Consider the following 19674-nt stretch of genomic DNA (forward strand, 5'->3'; position numbering starts at 1 on the left):
GGAAGGACGGGATGCAAAAGGAAAAAAGCCACTTGTCCGCGCGTCTCCAGGGGCTCAGGCTTTGGGGTGGGCGCGGTCGTAGACCTCCATGAGCCGGGCCGTGTCGACCGCCGTATAGGCCTGGGTCGTTGACAGCGACGCGTGGCCCAGAAGCTCCTGAATGGCGCGGAGATCACCGCCCGCGTTGAGCAGATGCGTGGCAAAACTGTGGCGCATGGCATGTGGCGTGGCGCTGGCGGGCAGGCCAAGCTGCATCCGCGTGCGCGCCATGACTTTCTGGATGGCACCAGGCCCGAGCGCGCCGCCGCGCACCCCGCGAAAGAGCGGCCGATTTGGCTCCAGCGGGACGGGGCAGAGGCGCAGATAGGCGTCGACCGCCTTGCAGGCGGCGGGAAGCACCGGAACCACGCGCTCCTTGTTGCCCTTGCCCGTGATCCGAAGCGTGTCGGGCAGCGGCGCATCCGCCCCCTGCAATCCCAGCGCTTCGGAGATGCGCAGACCGCAGCCCCAGAGCAGGGTCACCACGGCCACATCGCGGGCGCCGATCCAGGGTGTGTCCGACTGCAGCTCGATGGCGTCAATCAAGCCACGCGCGGCGTCCTCGGCCAGCGGGCGCGGCAGCTTCTTCTGGAACTTCGGAGCGCGGACCGACAGCACGGCGGTGGGCTCGAACCCCTCACGCTCGGCCAACCAGCGGTAGAAGGCCTTCACCGCCGAGAGCTTGCGGGCCAGGGAGCGCGCCGCGATGCCACCGCCGCGCGCCTGGGCCATCCAGGCCCGCATGTCGGTCACGGTGATCCGCGACAGCGCGACCAGCCCCTGGCGCTCTCCCTTGTGGTTGGTGATGAAGGCGAGGAACTCGGTGACGTCGCCCTGATAGGCCGTGATCGTGTTCTGCGCTGCGTTTTTCAACGCGCGCTGATGGCTCAGCCAGGCCTCCAGCGCGTCGCGCGCCGCCGGGCTGATCAGGCTCACGACAGAAAGCGGCGCAGGATCCGTTCAAAAACGCCGGTGAAGAAGACGAGGAGGTCGGTCCCCTGCTGCGGGCCGAACATATGCGGGTCATCCGAGCCGAGCACCAGCAGACCGGGCAGGCAGCCGGGCCCGACGTCGAGCGCCAGGCAGGCTTCGGATTTGATCGACGCGGCCTTTTCGGGGAACAGCGCGGGCGCGCCCTGCTGCACCTGGCGCAGGGTCACCTGCCGGGAACTGCCCTGTCTGCCCTGGTTCAGATAGTCCGCAATGTAACCCGGGGCGGCCACGGCCAGCACATCATCCAGACCGCTCAGCGCCGGGTCGAGCCCGTCTTGCGCGCTCTCCAGAACCAGGCGGATGGCGTCCACCCGCAGGATTTCGGCCACATCGCCGCCCAGATCCGTCAGGAAGGTTTCAAGATCCGCGGGCTCCAGCATGCGCAGGATCGCGCGATGGATCTGGTTGGTGCCCGCAAGGTTTTCGTAGGCCGCGGCGATGACGGAGCGGTGGGTGTCCTCGAGCCGGTCCAGCCGGGTCTCCATCCGCTGCATGGCGATGCTGCGCAGGTCCACGATGTTGGCGCCCATCGCGCGTTCATTCGCGGCGATGAGCGCGTCCATGACGTCTTTGTCGTCGAGGATCACATCGGGCTGCGAGAGGATCGCCTCGCGCAGGGCGTCTTCAATCTTGGGGTTGCTGCTCATGATTTTCTCGGCTGTTTTTTCACAGCCTAGCACGGGAGTGACGCGAAATCGCTTTGAAAATCATGCGCTCGTCGGATGAGCAGCGAGGTGTTGCCAATGGGTGCCAGCGCCGATCGGGCGCTGCACCGGGTATGTCACGGGAGATCCCTCAGAGGATCTTTTGACCGGTCTTGGCCCAATCCGCCATGAACTGCTCCAGCCCCTTGTCGGTCAGCGGGTGCGTGGCCAGCTTCTTGATCACTTCGGGTGGTGCCGTGATGACATCGGCACCGATCAGCGCGGAATCCTGCACGTGGTTCACCGAACGGATCGAGGCGGCGAGGATTTCGGTCTCGAAGCCGTAATTGTCGTAGACGGTGCGGATGTCCTGGATCAGTTCCATGCCATCGAGGTGCATATCATCGAGCCGCCCGATGAAGGGGCTGATGAAGCTTGCGCCCGCCTTGGCGGCCAGCAGCGCCTGATTGGCGGAGAAGCACAAGGTGACGTTGACCATCTTGCCTTCGCTCGACAGTACCTTGCAGGCCTTGAGCCCGTCCCATGTCAGCGGCAGTTTCACGGTGATGTTGGGCGCGATCTCGGCCAGCTTGCGGCCTTCGGCAATCATCGCTTCCGCGTCCAGCGCCACCACTTCGGCGCTGACAGGCCCATCGACGATGCCGCAGATCTCCTTGGTCACTTCGATGATGTCGCGACCGGACTTCAGGATCAGGGACGGGTTGGTGGTGACCCCGTCGACCATCCCCAGGTCATTCAGTTCAGAGATCGCTTGTGTATCGGCGGTGTCGACAAAGAATTTCATCGGTCGGCTCCTTTCTGCAGATATGTGAACGCTAACAGCTGTCCGTCTTGCGCTTGGCTTTACCGCATGATCTGCGATGCTTAAACCCTCAAGCGGCATATTTTGAGAGTGAGCCTGTTGCGCCTGCCGGAATTCTACGACGAGGGCGGTCTGATCGCTGTGCTGACAACGCAGCCTCTGGGGCGGGCGCTGGACTATCGCGCGCCGGAAGGTGGCTGCCCTTTGGGCGCCTTCGTCGAGGTGCCGCTGGGCCCGCGCAAGGTGATTGGAGTGGTCTGGGGGCCGGGGCGCGGGGATTACGATCTGTCGAAGATCCGGGCGGTGTATCGGGTGCTGGAGGCAGCGCCGATGCGGGCGGAGATGCGCAGCTTTCTGGAGCGCGCGGCGGAGTACACGCTGACCCCGATGCCTGCGATGCTGCGGCTCGCTACGCGCGCGCCAGGGCTGGGCGATCCGCCGTCGATGCGCAAGATCTATCGTCGCGGGCCGTCGGACCCCGACAAGATGACAGCGGCGCGGCGCAAGGTGTTGGCGGCGCTGTCGGATTATGGGGACCTCTCGTTCACGCTGAAAGAGCTGGCCGAGATGGCGGGGGTCGGGACGTCTGTGGTGAAGGGCCTGGTGGCGCAGAATGCCGTGGTCGAGGAGGAAAGCCCGCGTGATCTGCCTTATCCCCGGCTTGATCCGTCGCTGCCCGGCAAGGCGCTGACGGAGGATCAGGCGGGGGGAGCGGCGCAACTGGCAGAGGCGGTGCGGTCAGAGCGCTATGGCACCACGCTGCTGCGCGGAGTCACGGGCTCTGGCAAGACGGAAGTGTATCTGGAGGCGGTGGCAGCGGCGCTTGCCGCCGGGCGGCAGGCGCTGGTGCTCTTGCCCGAGATCGCGCTGACAGCGGAATTTTTGACCCGGGTGCAGGCGCGGTTTGGCGCAAAGCCCGCCGAGTGGCACTCGGGTGCGACGATGACCGAACGGCGGCGCATCTGGCGCATGGTCGGGCAGGGGGACGCGCAACTGGTGATCGGCGCGCGCTCGGCGCTGTTTCTGCCGTTCCGGAACCTCGGCCTGATCGTCGTCGATGAGGAGCATGACACCTCCTACAAGCAGGAGGAAGGAGTGCTCTATAATGCCCGCGATATGGCGGTGCTGCGGGCCTCGATCTGCGGCGCGCAGGTGGTGCTGGCCTCGGCGACGCCCTCTCTGGAAAGCTGGGCCAATGCGGAAGCGGGCAAGTACAAGCGGCTGGAGCTGACCGCGCGGTTCGGCCCGGCGGTCCTGCCCGAGATGCGGGCGATCGACATGCGGGCGGAGCAGCTGCCGTCGGATCGCTGGATTTCCGAGGTCTTGCAGCGTGAGGTGGAGGCGCGCCTGGACCGGGACGAACAGGCGCTTTTATTCATCAACCGGCGCGGCTATGCGCCGATCACACTCTGCCGGGCTTGTGGGCACCAGATTGGCTGTGATCATTGCGATGCGCGGATGGTGGAACATCGGTTTTTGAAGCGGCTCATGTGCCACCAATGCGGCGAGACGACGCCGATGCCACAGGTATGTCCGGCTTGCGAGGTGGAGGGCAAACTGGCGGCGGTGGGTCCTGGTGTGGAGCGCTTGGGCGAGGAGGCGGCCGCGCTGTTTCCGGAGGCGCGGATCGCGACTCTGAGTTCGGACATGTACGGCTCGGCCCGCGCGCTGAAGGCCGAGATCGAAGGGATCGCCGACGGGGCGGCGGATGTGATCATCGGGACGCAGCTGGTGGCCAAGGGCCATAACTTTCCGAAACTGACGCTGGTGGGCGTGATCGATGCGGATCTCGGGCTGCAGGGCTCGGACCTGCGCGCGGCGGAGCGGACGTTCCAGCTGATGCGGCAGGTCGCGGGGCGCGCCGGGCGGGCCGAGGCGCCGGGTGCGGCGCTGATGCAGACCTATCAGCCGGAGCATCCGGTGATCCGCGCCATTCTGGCGGGTGACGAGGAGCGGTTCTGGGCGGCGGAGGCGCGCGAACGCGAGGCGGCGGGCGTGCCGCCTTACGGGCGCATGGCCGGGATCATCCTGAGCGGGACGGATGTGGCACAGGTGTTTGATGCGGGCAATCTGCTGGCGCGGCAGGATGGTCCTTTACGGGCTATCGGCGCGCAGGTGTTCGGCCCGGCGCCGGCGCCGATTGCGCGGGTGCGCGGACGGCATCGGGTGCGGCTGCTGGTCAAGGCGGAGAAGTCGGCGCCGCTGCAAAAGGCGCTGGCCCACTGGGTGGAGCAACTGCGACTGAAGGGCGATCTGCGGCTGGCGGTCGATATCGACCCGCAGAGTTTCTACTGAGGCCCTTTTGGTCAACCCGTCTGCAGCGTCAGGAGATCTTTGCCGGTCAAAGGACTGAGGCTGAGGCAGGCGAACAGATGCTGTGCGCTATTGTGGCTCGCCAAGCTGGGTCAAAAAGCCTATGGGTCGATCATGGCACAGATCGTTCCCCTTGCCGCCGCCAAGCGCCTGCCGCTGTGGCGGCGTCCCGTCGCGCTGCTCTTTCTGATGGCGCTGGCGATGCCGATTGCCTTCAACACCTGGTCTGCGCTGCTCAACAACTTCGTCATCGAGGCAGCCAACTTCGACGGCGGCGACATCGGTTTGCTGCACACCGTGCGCGAGATCCCCGGGTTTCTGGCCGTTGGGGTGATTGCGATCATCATCTTTGTCCGCGAACAGGTGCTGGCGCTGGTCTCGCTGGTGCTGCTGGGGGTGGCGACGGCGGTCACGGCCTGGTTCCCCTCGATGGGGGGCATCCTGATGATCACCATGCTGAGCTCGATCGGCTTTCACTATTACGAGACCGTGAACCAGTCGCTGCAGCTGCAATGGCTGAGCAAGGAGCGCGCGCCACAGATGCTGGGCTGGTTGCTGGCTGCGGGGTCGGGGGCGACGCTGGTGGCCTATCTGGTCATCATGCTGCTGTGGGACACGCTGCAGCTGACCTATAACACCGTCTATATGGCCGGTGGCGGGGTCACGGTGCTGATCGCGGTCTTTGCCATGCTCGCCTACCCGCAGTTCGAGGCGCCCAATCCACAGATTAAGAAGATGGTGCTGCGCCGGCGCTATTGGCTCTATTACGCGCTGCAATTCATGTCGGGCGCGCGGCGGCAGATCTTCGTGGTCTTTGCCGGGTTCATGATGGTCGAGAAATTCGGCTATCAGGTGCACGAGATCACGTTGCTCTACCTGATCAACCTGGTGATCAACATGCTGGTGGCGCCGCTGCTCGGGCGTGCGGTGGGCCATTTCGGGGAGCGCCGGACGCTGGGCTTTGAATACATCGGTCTGATCCTGGTGTTTCTGTCCTATGGCGGGGTCTATTACTTTGGCTGGGGCGTCGCGATTGCGGCGACGCTCTATGTGCTCGATCATATCTTCTTTGGTCTGGCGCTGGCGCTGAAGACCTATTTCCAGAAGATCGCCGACCCGGGGGATATCGCGCCGACCGCAGCCGTGGCCTTCACCATCAATCACATCGCGGCGGTCTTCCTGCCGGTGCTGCTGGGGCTGTTGTGGTTGGCATCACCGGCGGCCGTTTTCTTTCTTGCCGCGGGGATGGCCGGGGTATCACTGGTTCTGGCGCTGATGATCCCGCGGCACCCAGAGAAGGGGCATGAGACCATCTTTGCCCGTCCGGTGGCTGCGCCCGCGGAATGAGCGGCGGACGGTTCCTGACCGGGTCGACCATGGGCCATGTGGTGCGGATGACCGCCACAGGCGCGATGGGCATCACCTTCGTCTTCCTTGTCGATGCAGCCAACCTGCTGTGGATTTCACAGCTGGGCGATCCGTCGCTGGTGGCGGCCATCGGGTTTGCCTATGCGATTCAGTTCTTCTCGGTCTCCTCTGCCGTCGGGCTGATGATCGCGGCCACGGCGCTGATCTCGCGCAGTATCGGCGCGGGCAGGCGCGAGGTGGCGCAGCGCCAGGCAGGTGCTGCCATCGCGATTGCCGTGGCCGTTCAGGCGCTGCTGGCCACGCTCATCGTCATCTTTCGCCACGATCTGGTGGCGCTTGCGGGGGCGAGCGGCGAGACCGCGCGTCTGGCGGCGCGCTATCTGGCGATGACGATCCCCTCGCTGCCGTTCATGGCGGTGGGGATGGTTGCCTCCGGTGCCCTGCGGGCAGAGGGTCTGGGAGCGAAGGCGATGTATATCACGCTGCTGTCGGGATCGCTCCTGATGCTGGTCGATCCGGTGCTGATCCTGTGGATGGGCCTTGGCATTGATGGGGCGGCGATCGGTCTGGTCGCCTTTCGCCTTGCGCTGATGGGGCTGGGCCTCTTCTTCGCGGCCTACCAGCATCGGTTGATCGCGATGCCCGATCTGACAATGGTACGGGAGGTGCTGCGCCCCTACATGATCGTCGCGCTGCCGGCCATCGCCACGCAGATGGCGACGCCGGCGGGCAACTACTTTCTCACCATCGTCATGGCACCGTTCGGCGATGATGCGGTGGCGGCCTGGGCGGTGGTCGGGCGTTTGACAGTGGTGGCCTTCGGCGGGATTTTCGCACTCTCGGGGGCCATCGGCGGGATTTTCGGGCAGAATTACGGCGCCGGGCAGTGCGACCGGTTGCGCAGCACCTATCGGGACGCGCTGATCTTTTGCGGGATCTACACCGCTGTCACCTGGGGTGTGCTGCTTCTGGCCACGCCTTACGTGATTGCCGCCTTCGGGCTGAGCGGGCAGGGAGCGGAGGTGCTCTGGGCCTTCAGCACCGTCGGTGTGGGCGGGTTCATGTTCATTGGCGCGCTCTTTGTCTCGAACGCAGCCTTCAACAGCCTGGGCACGCCAGGCCGGTCGACCGTCGTGAACTGGATCAAGGACGGTGCCTTGAGCTGGCCCGCCGCCGCAGCGCTCGCGAGCTTTTATGGCGCGCCGGGTGTCATCTATGGGCAGGCGGCAGCGGGGGCGCTGGTTGGCGGGCTCTCGGCGCTCTGGGGCTGGCGTTTCGTGCAGGGGCTGAGGCCCGTGCCGCCCGAGACGCTTGACCTTCCGCCGGCGCGGCCCTACCCGAACCCCGACCGCTACCGGAGACGCTGATGCCCACCTACACCGCCCTGACGACCCTGCCCGGCAAAGCCGCTGCCGAAACACTGGGCGGCGCGATGGAGCGGCTCGACCCGGAACCGACCGGCGTGGGCGTCTTCGAAATGGAGGATGGCTCGGGGCTCTGGGAGGTGGGCGGCTATTTCACGGAGCCCCCCGATGAAACCGCGCTGACCGTGTTGGCCGTGGCCATGGGAGCCAAGCCCTTTGTGATCTCGGAACTGCCCGAGACAGATTGGGTGGCGCATGTGCGACGGGAGTTGGTGCCGGTCGCGGCGGGCCGGTTCTTTGTTTACGGCAGCCACGATGCCGACAAGGTGCCGGACGGGGCCGAGCCGTTGCTGATTGAAGCCGCCATGGCCTTCGGCACCGGGCACCATGGCACCACGCTGGGCTGCCTGCGTGCGCTGGATCGCCTGGCCGAGCGCGGTGTCATCGGGCAGGCCGTGGCCGACATCGGGTGTGGCACTGCGGTGCTGGCCATGGCGGCGGCGCGCATCTGGCCCAAGCCGGTCCTGGCGAGTGATATTGACGAAGTCGCGGTGGAGGTCGCGCGCAGCAATGTGGCTGCCAATGGTCTGCAGGGGCGGGTGCGTTGCGTCGAGGCGGCGGGGTTCGACCATCCGGACCTGCAGGCCGCCAGTCCGTTCGACCTCGTCTTTGCGAATATCCTGAAGGGCCCGCTGGTCGCGCTGGCGCCCGACATGGCGCGGCATCTGCAGCCGGGCGGGCGCGCCATTCTCTCCGGAGTGCTGAATGAGCAGGCGGAGGAGGTGGTTGCCGTCTATGCACGCCATGGCATCAATCTGGAGCATCGCGAAGAGATTGTTGATTGGACCACACTTACCCTGAGTAGAGAATTGCCTTAATTGCCTCATTTCCGCCATAATGAGACCGGTTATCTTGAATTTTAAGTGATTTATCAGCACATTTGAACGGATCGGTGGGGGCCTGATCTTCAGGAGAGTGTGGTGACCGATTACGCTCAATTTGAAAAACGGCGTGCCGTGCTGAGCGAGAAGCACAAGAGGATGGCGCGCGGCTATACGGCCCGGATTGGCCCGGATGGGCTGATCACCGTTGCGCCGAAACGGCTTCGGCTGCCGATCCGACTGCGGGTGATTGTCTTTGCGGTGGTTGGTGCCCTGCTCTTCAAATCCCTGCTGATCCTGTCGACCGGCCTGGCGACGTATGAGAGCCGTATCGAGGCGTTGCGCGGTGGACCTGCGCCGGAACGGGCGGCGGCCTGGGTCATGCAGCCCGATCTGATCTCGCGCGGTCTCGTGGAGATGATGATCAAGGCGCTGCCGTAATCTGTACGGGCAGGCAAGGCTCTGTCCGGGGTGTGTGAACGAACGCCCATCTGCTGGCGTTCACAGGTAAAAAACCGCGTCCCCTCGCAAGGAGACGCGGTTTTTCGATGTCGCGTGAGTGGGCGGGTCAGCGGATGATGTTGCTGTCGGCGACCGCGTCGATGTCCGAGCGGCTCAGACCAATATCCTCGAGCTCACGGTCGGTGAGTGCGGCAAGCGCGTTCCGGGTGACGCGTGCGTCGTTCCATGCGATGACCGAGGCCACGGTTGCGCTGATCATGGTGAAGAAGCGGCTTGCAACGGATGCGGAGCCGTAGGTGGTGCGGGAAGTGTCAAAAGTAGCCATTGAAGCCGTCCATTTATCAGAGGGTGAACCGGTCGTGCCGGTGTGTTGTGAGCCGCAGATATGAGCTGCCTGATTTTTGGGCAAGATGTGAAAACGCATGGTCGATATGCGCCGGGCGCATGGGTTGAGACGTCGGTTAACGCATAGTAAATAAAAAGAAAATCAGTTTCACGAAGGGTCGAAAACAGACCGCGAAATGACGCATTTGATCCCGGTTTGCACCGCGAACGGCTTGGGAGGCCCGCGCGGTCGACCTCGCAGGAAGCCCTTGGCGGATGTTCGCCTTTCGTGCTAATGCATAAAAAACGATACAAAATTTACAGGCAGAGGCTATGACGCGGATTATCGGCATAGATCCGGGGTTGCGGACCCTTGGTTGGGGGGTGATCGAGACGTCGGGGAATCGCCTCTCCCATATTGCAAATGGGCTCTGCCGGTCGAGCGGCGCTGATCTGGCGGCGCGTCTTCTTTCTCTTCATCGGCAATTGAGCGACATCGTGGCGCAATTTGCGCCCGACCAGGCGGCGATCGAGCAGACCTTCGTGAACAAGGACGGTGCAGGGACGCTGAAGCTGGGCCAGGCGCGGGGGATCGCGATGCTGGTGCCGGCGCAGGCGGGGTTGCCGGTGGGTGAGTATGCGCCGAATTCGGTGAAGAAAACCGTCGTGGGCGTGGGGCACGCGGACAAGCGGCAGGTCTTGCACATGGTGCAGCTTCAACTGCCGGGCGCGGAGATCGCGGGGCCGGATGCGGCGGATGCGCTGGCGATTGCGATCTGCCATGCGCATCACGGCGCCGGCGCGCTGGGAGCTGCCATCGACAGGGCGCGCGCATGATCGGCAAGATCACCGGCCGCATCGAGTACCGGGCCGCCGATCATGTGCTGATCGATGTGCGAGGTGTGGGCTATCTGGTCTATTGCTCGGATCGGACGCTGGCGGGTTTGCCGGGGGTGGGCGAAATCGTGGCGCTCTTCACCGATCTGGTGGTGCGCGAAGACCTGATGCAGCTGTTCGGCTTTCCCACACTGATGGAGAAGGAGTGGCACCGGCTGCTCACTTCGGTGCAGGGGGTGGGGGCCAAGGCCTCGCTCGCCATTTTGGGCACGCTTGGGGCGGACGGGGTCAGCCGGGCAATTGCGCTTGGGGACTGGAATGCGGTGAAGGCGGCGAAGGGGGTAGGCCCCAAGATCGCGCAGCGCGTGGTGCTGGATCTGAAAGACAAGGCGCCGGGGGTCATGGCCATGGGCGGCACGGTCGCGGCGGTGACCGGGGGGAGGGCTGGCGCGGAGGTCATCGAGACCCCCGCGCCAGCGGCCCCTGCTGCGCAGGCGCCTGCCTCAGCTCAGGCCGATGCGCTCTCGGCTTTGGGCAATCTGGGCTACAGCCCCGGCGATGCTGCGGGTGCGGTCGCACAGGCGGCGGGGGATGCACCGGAGGCGGATGCGGCGACGCTGATCCGTGCGGCGTTGAAACTGCTGGCGCCCAAGGGTTAGGGTGCGGCGCGTGTGGCAGGAGTGGCGATGAGCGATGTTGACCCCACCGTGCGGGCGGACCCCCTGCCCGAGGATCAGGACCGGGCCTTGCGCCCACAGGTGCTGGATGAGTTTGTGGGGCAGGCGGAGGCGCGGGCCAATCTGCGGGTATTTATCCAATCGGCCCGCCAACGCGGTGAGGCGATGGATCACACGTTGTTTCATGGGCCACCGGGACTGGGCAAGACGACGCTGGCGCAGATCATGGCGCGCGAACTGGGCGTGGGGTTTCGCATGACCTCTGGGCCGGTGCTGGCCAAGGCGGGGGATCTGGCGGCGATCCTGACCAATCTGGAGCCGCGTGATGTGCTTTTCATTGATGAGATTCACCGGCTGAACCCGGCGGTGGAGGAGGTGCTTTATCCCGCGCTGGAGGACTTCGAGCTGGATCTCGTCATTGGCGAAGGGCCGGCGGCGCGCACGGTGCGGATCGAGTTGCAGCCCTTTACGCTGGTGGGCGCAACCACACGGATGGGGTTGTTGACGACGCCCCTGCGGGACCGGTTTGGGATTCCGACACGGCTGCAATTCTACACGGAGGATGAGCTGTTCATCATCGTGGAGCGCAATGCACGCAAGCTGGGCGCGCCTGCGGATGAGGGGGGCGCGCGGGAGATTGCGCGGCGGGCGCGGGGGACGCCGCGGATTGCGGGGCGGCTGTTGCGCCGGGTGGTGGATTTTGCCGTGGTGGACGGCGACGGGACGGTGACGCGCGATCTGGCGGATATGGCGCTGACGCGGCTTGGCGTGGATCATCTCGGGCTCGATGGCGCGGACCGGCGGTATCTGCTGTTGATGGCGGAGAACTATGGTGGCGGGCCGGTGGGCATCGAGACGTTGAGCGCGGCGCTGTCGGAGAGCCGGGATTCCCTTGAGGAGGTGATCGAGCCCTTCTTGCTGCAGCAGGGGCTTATCCAGCGCACGCCGCGCGGGCGGATGCTGGCGCAAAAGGGGTGGGCGCATCTGGGGCTCGAGGTGCCTCGAGGTCAGACGGATCTCTTTGAGTGAGGGCTCTGAATTTGGAGTATTTGTGGAAGAATGAAGATGGACGCGGCTGAGGTCGAGGCGCTGTTCACGCGGGAGAGCGGAGCGTTTTCCTTTGCGCGTTGGGGGCGCCCGATTGCGCCGGTGGTCTTTGGGGTCAGCGACGAAACGCTGAGTGTGGTCAAGGGCGCGCTGGAGGCGGTGATGGTGCTGTCGGGCCACAAGATGGCCGAGACTGATCCGGAGCTGGGCAGCAACCTGATGGTGTTTTTCTTCTCCGACTGGGATGAGCTGCCGGAGGTGCCCGGCCTCGACCGGTTGATCCTCGATCTGCGGCCTTTGGTCGAGCGGCTGAAGGCGGCAGACGCGAACCAGTACCGGGTGTTTCATTTCGATGCGGATGGGGCGATCAAGGCGTGCTTTGTCTTCCTGCGCATGGATGAGCACCTGAGTGCGGTGCCCGCGGAGACCTTGGCCCTGAGCCAGATCGTGCAGTCGGTGCTGCTCTGGTCCGACACGGCGTTCCGGGAGCGTTCGCCTCTGGCTGTGGCCGGCGACAAGACCATTCTGCGGCCGGAGATTTCCGCGCTCATTCGCGCGGCCTATGACCCGGTGATGCCCAATGCGGCGCAGGATGCGAGCCATGCGCTGCGGCTGGCAGCGCGGGTGGGGCAGATGCAATGAGCCCGGAGATCTTCGGAGAGATGGCCCCGGAGACCTCGACCTACCAGGCCTTCAAGCTCTGGTTCGGGGCTCTCGTTCCGGTCAGCCGCACCGTTTTGCATGTGGTGCTGGGTGGCGTGCTCCTGGTGGCGGCTGCGCTGGTTCGGCCGCGTCGCCTGGCACCCCCGCGTGCGTTTGCTGCCGCGTTGCTGCTGGGGCTTGGGATGGAGGCGCTGGATCGGCGCGACAATCTTGTGAATCTTGGTCTGTGGCGGGTTGGTGAGAGCGTCATGGATATCGCTCGGACGGTTGCGCTGCCGTGCGCGGCGATGGTGCTGATGCGCGTTTGGGGTGCGCGGGAGCGGGCAACATGAGCACGCACCGCTTTCCCATTCGCGTCTATTATGAAGACACCGACATGGCGGGCATTGTCTATTACGCGAATTACCTGCGGTACATCGAGCGGGCGCGCAGCGACTGGGTGCGCGAGATCGGGATCGATCAGCTGGCGATGAAGGCCGAGGGCGTGGTGTTTGCCGTGCGGCGGGTGGAGGCGGACTATATCCAGCCGGCGCGGTTTGACGATTTGCTGGAGGTGGAGACGACGCTCAGCAAGCTCACACCTGCGCGCATGATCATGGTCCAGAAAGTGTTTCGTGGTGCGGAGATCCTCTTCGCGGCTGAGGTCACGATTGCCTGCATCGGGGCGCGCGGAAAGCCCGCGCGGCTTCCAGCAGAACTCCGCTTACTGTCCACACCCCCTGCGTCATGACAGCATAGTGATAGCAATCTGCAGTGTTCTTCGATAGAATCGCATGAAATCGAGGTCGGCCAAACGACCCGCGAGCGGTGAATAGTAAAGAGCAGGCATCATGGAAGCAGACACGCTGGCACTGGCGCATGAGATTGATTTCTCATTCTGGGGGCTGTTTATGCGCGCCACCCTCATCGTCAAGATTGTGATGATCATGTTGATCGTGGCCTCCTTCTGGTCCTGGTCGATCATCGTGATGAAGCTCTTGGTCTACCGGCGGGCGCGCGCCGAGGCGGAGGCCTTTGACCGGGAGTTCTGGTCGGGTGAGCCGCTGGACGGGCTGTTTGAGACGGTTGGCCCGGCACCCTCTGGCAGTTCGGAGAAGATCTTTGCCGCCGGGATGACCGAGTGGCGGCGCTCGCACCGGGATGACGGCGGGCTGATTGCTGGCGCGACCTCGCGGATTGATCGCTCCATGGATGTGGCGATCAACAAGGAGGCGGATTATCTACGTGGTGGGCTGACGGTGCTGGCGACGGTGGGCTCGTCGACGCCGTTTATCGGGCTTTTTGGGACGGTCATCGGGATTATGAACGCGTTCATTGAGATTGCCGAGCAGCAGAACACCAATCTCGCGGTCGTGGCACCCGGTATTGCCGAGGCGCTGCTGGCCACCGGTTTGGGGCTGCTCGCGGCGATTCCGGCGGTGATCTTTTACAACAAGCTCAGTGCAGATTGTGATAAGATCCTGTCAGGCTATGAGGCCTTCGCGGATGAATTCGCGACCATCCTCAGCCGCCAGTTGGACGGGTGAGCCATGGGTGCGGGGATCATTCCAGGTCAGGGCGAGGGGACGCGGCGCCGCAGGCGTGGGCGGGCCAAGGCGGCACCGATGTCCGAGATCAACGTCACGCCCTTTGTGGACGTCATGCTGGTGCTGCTGATCATCTTCATGGTAGCAGCGCCCTTGCTGACCGTTGGTGTGCCGGTGGAGCTACCGAAAACAGCTGCAGGTGCGCTGCCCACCGATCAGGAAGAGCCACTGACCATCACCATCACCGCCGAGGGCGCGGTGCAGATCCAGACCACCGATACAGCCCGCAATGAGCTGGTGCCGAAACTGCGCGCCATTGCTGCCGAACGCACCACAGACCAGATTTTCCTGCGTGCCGATGGCGCCGTGCCTTATGCGCAGGTGATGGAGGTGATGGGCGCGCTCAATGCCGGCGGGTTTGCCAACATCGGGCTGGTCACGGACATCGGTGGGCCGACGCTGGACGGACAGGACCAGTAGGGCGCGGCGGTGCATATCGGCCATTATATCTCAGGGGCGGGTCACACGGCGCTGATTGGCCTCCTGATCTTTGGCAATGTCTTTGCCGCGGAGCCCTTGCCGTTTGAGGCGACGCCCGTCTCGGTGATCTCGGGCGCGGAGTATGCGGCGCTGGTGGCGCAAGGCCAAGCGCCGCAGTCGACCACGGAGGTGGCGCAGCCCTCCAGCCCGGAGGTGACGCCTGATGCGCCGGAGATTTCGGTCTCCGAGGACACGGCGAATGATCAATCCGTGCCGGCGCCTGCCGAGACGCCGAGCGTTGAGGACGCGCCGGACGTGTCGCAGATCGAGCCGCTGCCGCAGGCGGATGTGAGTGACGAGGCCCCGGTGCTGCCCGAGCCACCAGCTGATGTGGCCGTGCTGGTGCCCGAGATCAGCGATACGCCGGTCCCGGAGGCGGCGGAGCGCGTGGCGCCGGAAGCGGTCGCACAGCCGGACCCCGAGGCGCTGCCCGATCCGGTGGAGCAGGAGGCGGTTGTGGCGGATGAGGCGGGGGAGACGCCGCAGGAGCCTGCCGAGGCCACGGCACCGGAGGCGGCCGCGACGGAGATTGTGACGGAAGCTGAACGCCCCAGTGCCGCGCTCACGAGGTCGATCCGCCCGCCCGCCCGCCGTCCCGAGGCGCCGGTCGAAGCCGCGCAACCCGCTGAAAGCGAAGAGCCGACGCCGCCTGCCGCTGAAGAACCGGAGCCCGAATCCGATGATCCGGTGGCCGCAGCACTGGCGGAAGCGTTGAGCGGGCAGGAGACACCCTCCAGCGCGCCCAGCAGGCCGCAAGGCCCGCCGCTGACGGCGGGCGAGAAGGACGCGCTGCGTGTCGCCGTGCAGGCTTGCTGGAACGTGGGATCGCTTTCGACCGATGCGCTGAATACCACTGTCGTGGTCAGCGTCGCGATGAGCCAGGATGGCAAGCCGGTGACCTCCTCCATCCGGATGACGTCAAGCTCGGGTGGCACCGAACAGGCGGCTCGGCAGGCCTTTGAGGCCGCGCGTCGCGCGATCATCCGCTGTGGCGCGCGCGGTTTCGATTTGCCCGTGGATAAATACAGTCAGTGGCAGGATATTGAGATGACGTTTAATCCCGAAAGGATGCGTATCAAATGAAGATTTCAGGATTGGTATTGAGTGTCGCCCTGGCCTTCGGCGCAATGCACGCAGCGCCCGCGCAGGCGCAGAACCAGGGCCCCTTGCGGATCGAGATCACCGAAGGGGTGATCGAGCCCTTGCCCTTCGCTCTGCCGGTGTTCGAGGCCGAAACGGGAGATGCGGGTGGGCTGGCCGCGCAGATTTCACAGGTCGTCTCCGCCGATCTGTCCGGCACCGGGCTCTTCCGCGAAATCCCGCCAGAGGCGTTCATCAGTCAGATCAGCAGCTTTGCCGCGCCCGTGCAATACGCGGACTGGAAGGCGATCAACGCGCAGGCACTGATCACAGGCGCTGTCTCGGTGCAGGGCAATCAGCTGTCGGTGAAATTCCGGCTCTATGATGTCTTCTCGGGTGCTGAACTGGGCGACGGGCTGCAATTTACTGGCACGACAGAAGGCTGGAGGCGTATGGGTCATAAGGTCGCCGATGCGGTCTACAGCCGGATCACCGGCGAGGGCGGCTATTTCGACAGCCGGGTGGTCTATGTCTCCGAGACCGGCAGCAAGGACGCACGGCAGAAGCGGCTGGCGATCATGGATTATGACGGTGCCAATGTGCAGTACCTGACCGACAGCAGCGCGATTGTCCTTGCCCCACGCTTCTCGCCGGATGGCGGGCGGGTGCTCTACACCAGTTACGAGACGGGCTTTCCCCGCATCTACGTGCTCGACGTGGGCTCGGTCCAGCGGCGCGCGCTGGAGAGCCAGGAGGGCACGATGAGCTTCGCTCCGCGGTTTGCACCGGATGGGCAGACCATCGTCTTTTCGCTGAGCCAGGGCGGCAATACGGACATCTGGGCGATGAACATCGGGGGCGGCGGGGCGGCGCGGCTGACCTCGGCACCTTCGATCGAGACCGCGCCGAGCTTTTCACCAGACGGCAGCCAGATCGTCTTCGAGAGCGACCGCTCCGGCTCGCAACAACTCTACATCATGCCGGCAGGCGGTGGGGAAGCACGACGGATTTCATTCGGCCCGGGTCGCTATGGCACGCCGGTCTGGTCACCGCGTGGGGATCTGATTGCCTTCACCAAGCAGAACGGCGGGCGCTTCCACATTGGCGTCATGCGCACCGACGGCTCGGAAGAGCGGTTGCTGACCGCCTCCTTCCTCGACGAAGGCCCGACCTGGGCCCCGAACGGGCGGGTGATCATGTTCACTCGTGAGACCCAGGGCGAAGGTGGCCGGTCCTCGCTCTATTCGGTCGATATCTCGGGCCGGAACCTACGGCCCGTGCGCACGCCCGACGGCGGGTCCGACCCCTCGTGGTCGCCGCTTTTGCAATGAGTACGCCGAAACCGTTTCCAAGGGGCGTGGGCTTGTGATAAAACCCCAATAAAATAACAACAACACCGACCATATGAGGCAGAGAGTATGACACTTAGGACAAAACTCATTTTCGTCGTCGCCGGGCTGGCGCTGGCGGCCTGTACCAATCCCGACCGTTTCGGCGCGGATGGGACGGCGGGCGGGCTTGGCGGCGCCAACGGGGCCGTTGTGCCGGGCAGCCCGAATGACCCGACATCGCCCGCCTATTTCAACCAGACCATCGGTGACCGGGTCCTTTTTGCGGTGGATCAGTCGACGATCACGGATGAAGGGCGCACGGTGCTGGACGGTCAGGCCACATGGCTGCTCACCAATACGGATTTCACCGCCGTGATCGAAGGCCATGCAGATGAGCAGGGCACGCGCGAATACAACGTGGCGCTTGGTGCGCGGCGCGCGAATGCGGTGCGGGAATATCTGGTCTCGAAAGGTGTCGCAGGCAACCGTTTGCGCACCGTGAGCTATGGCAAGGAGCGACCCATCGAGATCTGCTCCAACGAATCCTGCTATGCCAAGAACCGCCGTGCGGTAACCGTTCTCGCCGCCGGGCTGACGGGGTAGGCCCATGCGTATCTTCGCAGCCATCCTCACCGCGGTTGTGCTGTTGCCCTTCGGGGCTGCGGCGCAGGATGATCAGACCCTTGCGGACATCCGCCAGGAGATGACGGTGCTCTATGTGGAAATCCAGAAGCTGCGGCGGGAACTGTCCACCACGGGAGGCGCCGCGGTGAACACCGGCGGGGCGACCGTGCTGGATCGGATGAACGCGATCGAGGCGGAGATGCAGCGGCTGACCTCCAAGACCGAGGAACTCGAGTTCCGCATCAATCGGATCGTCGAGGATGGGACCAACCGGTTGGGTGATCTTGAATTCCGCCTAGTGGAACTGGAGGGGGGTGACATTGCTGCCCTTGGGGAGACCACCACGCTGGGAGGTGACCTTCCAGCCGCCGCGACACCTGCGCCGGATGCTGGAACCGGTGCGGCGCCCGCAGCGCCCCAGAGCGGCATTGAACTCGCGGTGGGCGAGGAAGAAGACTTCAAGACGGCGCAAACCGCGCTGAGCGAAGGCGACTATCAGCGCGCGGCCGACCTTTTCGCGAGTTTTACGCAGACTTACCCCGGCGGGCCGCTGGCCGCGGGGGCCGATCTTGGCCGCGGCGAGGCGCTGGAAGGGCTGGGGAACACACGCGAGGCGGCACGCGCCTATCTGAACAGTTTCAGCGTCGATCCGACCGGCCCGGTGGCCCCGCAATCGCTGTTTCGGCTCGGGCGGTCCCTGGGCGGCTTGGGACAGACACAGGAGGCCTGTGTGACGCTTGGTGAGGTTGGACTTCGGTTCCCGCAGGATCCGGCGGCCGAACAGGCGCGGAGCGAGATGCAACGCCTCGGCTGTGCGTAACGCACAACCGCGGGAGTTGGGCGAGGCCGTTGCGCGGCACCTTCTCCCGCATCCACCGGCGGCTCTCGGCATTGCGGTCTCCGGTGGGGGCGACTCCGTTGCATTGCTGCATCTGCTGCACGCCTTTTCACAAGCCCAATCCACACTGCTGCACGCCATCACGGTGGATCACGGGATGCGTGCGGAGGCTGCCGATGAAGCCGCACAGGTCACGACGCTGTGCCACGCATTGAACATCCCGCACACCATCGTGCGGTGGAGCGGCTGGGACCGGATGGGCAATTTTCAGAAAGAGGCGCGGGATGCCCGCTATCGCCTGATTGCCGATTGGGCGCGAGACCGGGCGCTGACGACGGTGGCTTTAGGGCATACGTTGGATGACCAGGCCGAGACGGTGTTGATGCGTCTCGGGCGCGGTGCGGGTGTTGACGGGCTGTCGGCGATGGCGCCGCGGCGGTTGTCTCACGGGATCACGTGGATCCGGCCGCTTCTGGACATCACGCGGGCGGAATTGCGCGAAGACTTGCGGCGGCGCGGGGCGGCTTGGGCAGAGGACCCCAGCAACGAGGACGAGCGTTTTGACCGCGTGAAGATGCGGCAGGCGCTGGACGTTCTTGCCCCACTTGGGATCGACGCCCGGGCGCTCGGCCAGGTGGCCTCCAACATGGCGCAGGCCCGTGATGCGCTGAATTGGCAGGCTTTCCTCGACGCCCGCCGGATTGCCAGGGTGGAGGCCGGGGCCGTGCGCGTGGACTGGCGCGCCTATCGGACCCTGCCGGATGAGACCGCGCGCCGCATCCTGCTGAGCGCCATTGGATGGATCAGCGGCTCCGGGTATGCGCCGCGCCGACGCCCGGTGCTTGGCTTGATCGAGGCGCTGAAGCAAGGGAGGGGCGGGACGGTCGATGGCTGCCGGGCCTGGCGTGACCGCGATGTGCTCTGGATCAGCCGCGAGCATCAGCCTGTGCGCGACCTGATCTGCCGGGTCGATGAGCTCTGGGATGGCCGGTGGCATCTGCAGGGTGGGGTGCAGAGTGAGCGGCTGCACGTCGCGGCGCTTGGATTCAAGGGGCTGAAACAGCTGCCGGACTGGCGCGCTGCGGGATTGCCGCGGGATGTTTTGCGGGTCACTCCGGCGGTCTGGCGCGGTGAAGATCTGGTCGCAGCCCCTCTTGCTGGCCACGCCGACGGGTGGCACGCCCGCGTCGACGGCGGTGAAGACGCCTTCTTTGCCGCACTTTTATCGCATTGAACCTGAGCGCGCAGTGTCTATCTTACCTCGGTAGTGGTACGATGGGCTGTCGGACCGCGCGCACAT

General features: G+C 65.0%; 22 protein-coding genes. 18 read left to right on the forward strand and 4 right to left on the reverse strand.

The genetic code is table 11. The features are described 5' to 3' along the window. Nucleotides 1–54: 54 nt before the first annotated feature. The 3 genes from Q1A71_RS18000 to fsa form a co-directional block, all read right to left on the reverse strand. On the reverse strand, nucleotides 55–975 hold the full coding sequence (locus Q1A71_RS18000) for a tyrosine recombinase XerC (protein WP_299679588.1): 921 nt from the start codon (nucleotides 973–975) through the stop codon (nucleotides 55–57). Continuing rightward, complete coding sequence (locus tag Q1A71_RS18005) at nucleotides 972–1679, reverse strand: DUF484 family protein (RefSeq protein ID WP_299679591.1); 708 nt, start codon at nucleotides 1677–1679, stop codon at nucleotides 972–974. The genes Q1A71_RS18000 and Q1A71_RS18005 overlap by 4 nt, the downstream gene beginning before the upstream one ends. Nucleotides 1680–1827: 148 nt before the next feature. Beyond that, on the reverse strand, nucleotides 1828–2481 hold the full coding sequence (fsa, locus tag Q1A71_RS18010; RefSeq protein WP_299679594.1) for a fructose-6-phosphate aldolase: 654 nt from the start codon (nucleotides 2479–2481) through the stop codon (nucleotides 1828–1830). 114 nt (nucleotides 2482–2595) lie between these two features. Between fsa and Q1A71_RS18015 the strand changes: the two genes are divergently transcribed. The 5 genes from Q1A71_RS18015 (at nucleotide 2596) to Q1A71_RS18035 (ending at nucleotide 8866) form a co-directional block, all read left to right on the forward strand. Beyond that, the gene (locus tag Q1A71_RS18015; RefSeq protein WP_299679892.1) at nucleotides 2596–4794 is read left to right on the forward strand and encodes a primosomal protein N'; all 2199 of its coding nucleotides are present in this window, start codon (nucleotides 2596–2598) and stop codon (nucleotides 4792–4794) included. A 132-nt stretch (nucleotides 4795–4926) separates the two neighbouring features. Then, nucleotides 4927–6159 (forward strand): MFS transporter, encoded by a 1233-nt coding sequence (locus Q1A71_RS18020; RefSeq protein ID WP_299679597.1) that lies wholly within the window; start codon nucleotides 4927–4929, stop codon nucleotides 6157–6159. Next, on the forward strand, nucleotides 6156–7547 hold the full coding sequence (locus tag Q1A71_RS18025) for an MATE family efflux transporter (protein ID WP_299679600.1): 1392 nt from the start codon (nucleotides 6156–6158) through the stop codon (nucleotides 7545–7547). Before Q1A71_RS18020 ends, Q1A71_RS18025 begins: the two co-directional genes overlap by 4 nt. Further along, nucleotides 7547–8422, forward strand: coding sequence for a 50S ribosomal protein L11 methyltransferase (locus Q1A71_RS18030; RefSeq protein ID WP_299679603.1), 876 nt, complete (start codon nucleotides 7547–7549; stop codon nucleotides 8420–8422). The genes Q1A71_RS18025 and Q1A71_RS18030 overlap by 1 nt, the downstream gene beginning before the upstream one ends. 102 nt (nucleotides 8423–8524) lie before the next feature. Then, nucleotides 8525–8866: a hypothetical protein gene (locus tag Q1A71_RS18035; RefSeq protein ID WP_299679606.1), complete on the forward strand. Its 342-nt coding sequence runs from the start codon at nucleotides 8525–8527 to the stop codon at nucleotides 8864–8866. Between the two features lie 127 nt (nucleotides 8867–8993). Here the strand turns inward: Q1A71_RS18035 and Q1A71_RS18040 are convergent, their stop codons facing one another. Next, nucleotides 8994–9212, reverse strand: a complete 219-nt coding sequence (locus Q1A71_RS18040) for a DUF1127 domain-containing protein (RefSeq protein ID WP_299679609.1) — start codon at nucleotides 9210–9212, stop codon at nucleotides 8994–8996. A 332-nt stretch (nucleotides 9213–9544) separates the two neighbouring features. Between Q1A71_RS18040 and ruvC the strand changes: the two genes are divergently transcribed. The 13 genes from ruvC to tilS all read left to right on the forward strand — a co-directional run bounded on the left by ruvC (nucleotide 9545) and on the right by tilS (nucleotide 19608). Beyond that, nucleotides 9545–10048 carry a crossover junction endodeoxyribonuclease RuvC gene (ruvC, locus tag Q1A71_RS18045; protein WP_299679612.1) on the forward strand — a complete coding sequence of 168 codons (504 nt, stop codon included), beginning with the start codon at nucleotides 9545–9547 and terminating at the stop codon, nucleotides 10046–10048. After that, entirely contained in the window at nucleotides 10045–10707 is a 663-nt protein-coding gene (gene ruvA / locus Q1A71_RS18050; protein WP_299679615.1) for a Holliday junction branch migration protein RuvA, read from the forward strand. Before ruvC ends, ruvA begins: the two co-directional genes overlap by 4 nt. Before the next feature lie 27 nt (nucleotides 10708–10734). After that, nucleotides 10735–11754, forward strand: a complete 1020-nt coding sequence (ruvB, locus tag Q1A71_RS18055; protein ID WP_299679618.1) for a Holliday junction branch migration DNA helicase RuvB — start codon at nucleotides 10735–10737, stop codon at nucleotides 11752–11754. Between the two features lie 36 nt (nucleotides 11755–11790). Beyond that, a complete protein-coding gene (locus Q1A71_RS18060; protein WP_299679621.1) occupies nucleotides 11791–12414 on the forward strand; it encodes a hypothetical protein in 624 nt (207 codons plus the stop codon). Further along, the gene (locus tag Q1A71_RS18065) at nucleotides 12411–12767 is read left to right on the forward strand and encodes a hypothetical protein (protein WP_299679624.1); all 357 of its coding nucleotides are present in this window, start codon (nucleotides 12411–12413) and stop codon (nucleotides 12765–12767) included. The genes Q1A71_RS18060 and Q1A71_RS18065 overlap by 4 nt, the downstream gene beginning before the upstream one ends. Further along, on the forward strand, nucleotides 12764–13165 hold the full coding sequence (gene ybgC, locus Q1A71_RS18070; RefSeq protein ID WP_299679627.1) for a tol-pal system-associated acyl-CoA thioesterase: 402 nt from the start codon (nucleotides 12764–12766) through the stop codon (nucleotides 13163–13165). Before Q1A71_RS18065 ends, ybgC begins: the two co-directional genes overlap by 4 nt. A 100-nt stretch (nucleotides 13166–13265) precedes the next feature. Then, the gene (tolQ, locus tag Q1A71_RS18075; protein WP_299679630.1) at nucleotides 13266–13961 is read left to right on the forward strand and encodes a protein TolQ; all 696 of its coding nucleotides are present in this window, start codon (nucleotides 13266–13268) and stop codon (nucleotides 13959–13961) included. A gap of 3 nt (nucleotides 13962–13964) precedes the next feature. Next, entirely contained in the window at nucleotides 13965–14441 is a 477-nt protein-coding gene (gene tolR / locus Q1A71_RS18080; protein ID WP_299679632.1) for a protein TolR, read from the forward strand. Nucleotides 14442–14450: 9 nt separating this feature from the next. Then, nucleotides 14451–15584: an energy transducer TonB gene (locus Q1A71_RS18085; RefSeq protein ID WP_299679634.1), complete on the forward strand. Its 1134-nt coding sequence runs from the start codon at nucleotides 14451–14453 to the stop codon at nucleotides 15582–15584. A 44-nt stretch (nucleotides 15585–15628) separates the two neighbouring features. Next, the gene (gene tolB, locus Q1A71_RS18090; RefSeq protein WP_299679894.1) at nucleotides 15629–16912 is read left to right on the forward strand and encodes a Tol-Pal system beta propeller repeat protein TolB; all 1284 of its coding nucleotides are present in this window, start codon (nucleotides 15629–15631) and stop codon (nucleotides 16910–16912) included. 87 nt (nucleotides 16913–16999) lie between these two features. Next, nucleotides 17000–17515 carry a peptidoglycan-associated lipoprotein Pal gene (gene pal / locus Q1A71_RS18095; protein ID WP_299679636.1) on the forward strand — a complete coding sequence of 172 codons (516 nt, stop codon included), beginning with the start codon at nucleotides 17000–17002 and terminating at the stop codon, nucleotides 17513–17515. A gap of 4 nt (nucleotides 17516–17519) precedes the next feature. Next, entirely contained in the window at nucleotides 17520–18356 is an 837-nt protein-coding gene (gene ybgF / locus Q1A71_RS18100) for a tol-pal system protein YbgF (RefSeq protein WP_299679639.1), read from the forward strand. Then, nucleotides 18349–19608: a tRNA lysidine(34) synthetase TilS gene (tilS, locus tag Q1A71_RS18105; RefSeq protein ID WP_366140298.1), complete on the forward strand. Its 1260-nt coding sequence runs from the start codon at nucleotides 18349–18351 to the stop codon at nucleotides 19606–19608. Before ybgF ends, tilS begins: the two co-directional genes overlap by 8 nt. The last annotated feature ends 66 nt before the right edge of the window (nucleotides 19609–19674 follow it).

Source organism: uncultured Roseobacter sp., assembly GCF_947493125.1.
Lineage (GTDB): Bacteria > Pseudomonadota > Alphaproteobacteria > Rhodobacterales > Rhodobacteraceae > Roseobacter.

Excerpts from the sequence above, each read along its gene's own strand:
- Q1A71_RS18005 (WP_299679591.1), bottom strand. The coding sequence starts at position 1,679 with ATGAGCAGCAACCCCAAGATTGAAGACGCCCTGCGCGAGGCGATCCTC.
- fsa (WP_299679594.1), bottom strand. The coding sequence starts at position 2,481 with ATGAAATTCTTTGTCGACACCGCCGATACACAAGCGATCTCTGAACTG.
- Q1A71_RS18020 (WP_299679597.1), top strand. The coding sequence starts at position 4,927 with ATGGCACAGATCGTTCCCCTTGCCGCCGCCAAGCGCCTGCCGCTGTGG.
- Q1A71_RS18025 (WP_299679600.1), top strand. The coding sequence starts at position 6,156 with ATGAGCGGCGGACGGTTCCTGACCGGGTCGACCATGGGCCATGTGGTG.
- Q1A71_RS18030 (WP_299679603.1), top strand. The coding sequence starts at position 7,547 with ATGCCCACCTACACCGCCCTGACGACCCTGCCCGGCAAAGCCGCTGCC.
- Q1A71_RS18040 (WP_299679609.1), bottom strand. The coding sequence starts at position 9,212 with ATGGCTACTTTTGACACTTCCCGCACCACCTACGGCTCCGCATCCGTT.
- ruvC (WP_299679612.1), top strand. The coding sequence starts at position 9,545 with ATGACGCGGATTATCGGCATAGATCCGGGGTTGCGGACCCTTGGTTGG.
- ruvA (WP_299679615.1), top strand. The coding sequence starts at position 10,045 with ATGATCGGCAAGATCACCGGCCGCATCGAGTACCGGGCCGCCGATCAT.
- ruvB (WP_299679618.1), top strand. The coding sequence starts at position 10,735 with ATGAGCGATGTTGACCCCACCGTGCGGGCGGACCCCCTGCCCGAGGAT.
- Q1A71_RS18060 (WP_299679621.1), top strand. The coding sequence starts at position 11,791 with ATGGACGCGGCTGAGGTCGAGGCGCTGTTCACGCGGGAGAGCGGAGCG.
- Q1A71_RS18065 (WP_299679624.1), top strand. The coding sequence starts at position 12,411 with ATGAGCCCGGAGATCTTCGGAGAGATGGCCCCGGAGACCTCGACCTAC.
- ybgC (WP_299679627.1), top strand. The coding sequence starts at position 12,764 with ATGAGCACGCACCGCTTTCCCATTCGCGTCTATTATGAAGACACCGAC.
- tolQ (WP_299679630.1), top strand. The coding sequence starts at position 13,266 with ATGGAAGCAGACACGCTGGCACTGGCGCATGAGATTGATTTCTCATTC.
- tolR (WP_299679632.1), top strand. The coding sequence starts at position 13,965 with ATGGGTGCGGGGATCATTCCAGGTCAGGGCGAGGGGACGCGGCGCCGC.
- tolB (WP_299679894.1), top strand. The coding sequence starts at position 15,629 with ATGCACGCAGCGCCCGCGCAGGCGCAGAACCAGGGCCCCTTGCGGATC.
- pal (WP_299679636.1), top strand. The coding sequence starts at position 17,000 with ATGACACTTAGGACAAAACTCATTTTCGTCGTCGCCGGGCTGGCGCTG.
- ybgF (WP_299679639.1), top strand. The coding sequence starts at position 17,520 with ATGCGTATCTTCGCAGCCATCCTCACCGCGGTTGTGCTGTTGCCCTTC.